Source organism: Sciscionella sediminilitoris, from assembly GCF_000737195.2.
Lineage (GTDB): Bacteria > Actinomycetota > Actinomycetes > Mycobacteriales > Pseudonocardiaceae > Sciscionella > Sciscionella sediminilitoris.
Genome location: NZ_JALM01000093.1, coordinates 1 through 3,540 on the forward strand (window position 1 = coordinate 1; position 3,540 = coordinate 3,540).

Consider the following 3,540-nt stretch of genomic DNA (forward strand, 5'->3'; position numbering starts at 1 on the left):
AAGTTGAGTTCGGCGGTGTCCTACTCTCCCACACCCTGGCGGGTGCAGTACCATCGGCGCTGGTGGGCTTAGCTTCCGGGTTCGGAATGGGACCGGGCGTTTCCCGCACCGCTATCACCACCGAAACAAACATGAACCACTATTTCTTTTTAACCCTGTCACAAGACCCTGCCAGGGCCTCGGGGGTTGTTGGTTCAGAATCGTATAGCAGTTGCGAGCATCGTTACGTTTTATCCGCGTCTAATACTCCCCCACACATAGTGTGTGGTGGGGTGTGTAAGTCCTCGGCCTATTAGTACCAGTCAACTCGACACCCATTACTGGGCTTCCATCTCTGGCCTATCAACCCCATGGTCTCTAGGGGGCCTTAACCCTCAAAAGGGGTGGGAGACCTCATCTTGAAACGAGTTTCCCGCTTAGATGCTTTCAGCGGTTATCTCTTCCGAACATAGCCAACCAGCCATACCCCTGGCGGGATAACTGGCACACCAGAGGTTCGTCCGTCCCGGTCCTCTCGTACTAGGGACAGCCTTCCTCAAGTCTCCAAACGCGCGCGGCGGATAGGGACCGAACTGTCTCACGACGTTCTAAACCCAGCTCGCGTACCGCTTTAATGGGCGAACAGCCCAACCCTTGGGACCTACTCCGGCCCCAGGATGCGACGAGCCGACATCGAGGTGCCAAACCATGCCGTCGATATGGACTCTTGGGCAAGATCAGCCTGTTATCCCCGGGGTACCTTTTATCCGTTGAGCGACCACCCTTCCATCAGGGATGGCCGGATCACTAGTCCCAGCTTTCGCTCCTGCTCGACCCGTCAGTCTCACAGTCAAGCTCCCTTGTGCACTTACACTCAACACCTGATTGCCAACCAGGCTGAGGGAACCTTTGGGCGCCTCCGTTACTCTTTGGGAGGCAACCGCCCCAGTTAAACTACCCACCAGGCACTGTCCCCCACCCAGATCATGGGCGCGGGTTAGATGCCCAATCCGGTCAGAGTGGTATTTCAACGACAACTCCACCATGGCTAGCGCCACCGCTTCACAGTTTCCCACCTATCCTACACAAACCGAACCAAACACCAATACCAAGCTATAGTAAAGGTCCCGGGGTCTTTCCGTCCTGCCGCGCGTAACGAGCATCTTTACTCGTAATGCAATTTCGCCGGGCCTGCGGTCGAGACAGCGGGAAAGTCGTTACGCCATTCGTGCAGGTCGGAACTTACCCGACAAGGAATTTCGCTACCTTAGGATGGTTATAGTTACCACCGCCGTTTACTGGCGCTTAAATTCTCCGCTTCACCCCAAAAGAGTTAACGGGTCCTCTTAACGTTCCAGCACCGGGCAGGCGTCAGTCCATATACCTCGAATTACTTCTTCGCATGGACCTGTGTTTTTAGTAAACAGTCGCTTTCCCCTGGTCTCTGCGGCCACCACCAGCTCCTCGAGCTAGTCGAATCACCAGCCGTGGCCCCCCTTCTCCCGAAGTTACGGGGGCATTTTGCCGAGTTCCTTAACCGCAGTTCACCCGATCGCCTTAGTATTCTCTACCTGACCACCTGTGTCGGTTTCGGGTACGGGCCATGTCAACACTCGCTAGAGGCTTTTCTCGGCAGCATAGGATCACCCAATTCACCACAACGGCTACGCATCACGCCTCACCCACGACATTCAAGTCAGCAGCACGGATTTCCCTGCACTGCGGGCCACACGCTTACACCAGTACAACCACTCACTGGCCGAGCTACCTTCCTGCGTCACCCCATCACTTGACTAATACCGTCTCAGGTCCCACGCTCACCCACCACCAGTCCGAAGACCAGTCATGGGCTCGGGTGGTTAGTATCAACGACCTCGCCATGGACGCATTAACACGGGTACGGGAATATCAACCCGTTAACCATCGACTACGCCTGTCGGCCTCGCCTTAGGCCCCGACTCACCCTGGGCGGAACAACCTGCCCCAGGAACCCTTAGTCATCCGGCGGGACAGATTCTCACTGTCCATTCGCTACTCATGCCTGCATTCTCACTCCCACACCCTCCACCCTTGGATCACTCCAGGGCTTCACCGGATGCAGGACGCTCCCCTACCCACCCAAACGACTAGCCAACAACCCGCAGGCTGAAGGCGATCTCATGTTTGGACGACACAGCTTCGGCGATGCGCTTAAGCCCCGCTACATTATCGGCGCAGGACCACTTGACCAGTGAGCTATTACGCACTCTTTCAAGGATGGCTGCTTCTAAGCCAACCTCCTGGTTGTCTGGGCAATCCCACATCCTTTTCCACTTAGCGCACACTTAGGGGCCTTAGCTGGTGTTCTGGGCTGTTTCCCTCTCGACGACGAAGCTTATCCCCCGCCGTCTCACTGCCACGCTCAACTTCACGGTATTCGGAGTTTGGCTGACCTCAGTAACCCGGTAAGGCCCATCAGCCATCCAGTGCTCTACCCCCGCAAAGCAACACGCGACGCTGCACCTAAATGCATTTCGGGGAGAACCAGCTATCACGGAGTTTGATTGGCCTTTCACCCCTACCCACAGCTCATCCCCTCAGTTTTCAACCTAAGTGGGTTCGGGCCTCCACACCGTCTTACCGGCGCTTCACCCTGGCCATGGGTAGATCACCCCGCTTCGGGTCTCGAGCACGCGACTAGCCGCCCTATTCAGACTCGCTTTCGCTACGGCTACCCCACCCGGGTTAACCTCGCCACGCACCACGAACTCGCAGGCTCATTCTTCAAAAGGCACGCCATCACCCACCACCCACCAAAGGATGCACAGGTTCTGACGGCTTGCAGACGCACGGTTTCAGGTACTCTTTCACTCCCCTCCCGGGGTACTTTTCACCTTTCCCTCACGGTACTAGTCCGCTATCGGTCACTAGGAAGTATTTAGGCTTACCGGATGGTCCCGGCCGATTCACAGCACATTCCACGAGTGCGCTACTACTTGGGAACACCAATCCAGACCACTGCGTCATGTTTTCGCGTACGGGACTCTCACCCACTCCGGCCAGGCATCCCAACCTGTTCCACTAACACAACACAACAACCCGAGAAGTCAGCAGCCTCCTCCAACTGGGTCCCACAACACCACACACACAACACCTGCCAGCTTGACATGCACATGGTTTAGCCTAATCCGCTTTCGCTCACCACTACTCACGGAATCACATATTGTTTTCTCTTCCTACGGGTACTAAGATGTTTCAATTCCCCGCGTTCCCTCCACACACCCTATACATTCAGATGCGGGTAACACTCCATCACGAGTGCTGGGTTACCCCATTCGGAAACCCTCGGATCACAGCTCGATTGACAACTCCCCGAGGCATATCGCAGTCTTCCACGTCCTTCATCGGCTCCTAGTGCCCAGGCATCCACCGAACGCCCTAAAACACTTACAACACCACAAAAATACTAAAGCAAACAAAACTAGATGCTCGCAACCACTATACAAATCTCAAACAACAACCCCACACCAACCACAACAAACACGAACTCAACCACAACAAGCAGTCAGTATTCGCGACCAG

The 3,540-nt window shown here is 55.5% G+C and carries 2 rRNA genes; both read right to left on the minus strand.

The features are described from left to right. Positions 1-7: 7 nt before the first annotated feature. Positions 8-125, minus strand: a 5S ribosomal RNA gene (gene rrf, locus AD72_RS29240). A 147-nt stretch (positions 126-272) separates the two neighbouring features. After that, positions 273-3,411, minus strand: a 23S ribosomal RNA gene (locus AD72_RS29245). Between the last annotated feature and the right edge of the window lie 129 nt (positions 3,412-3,540).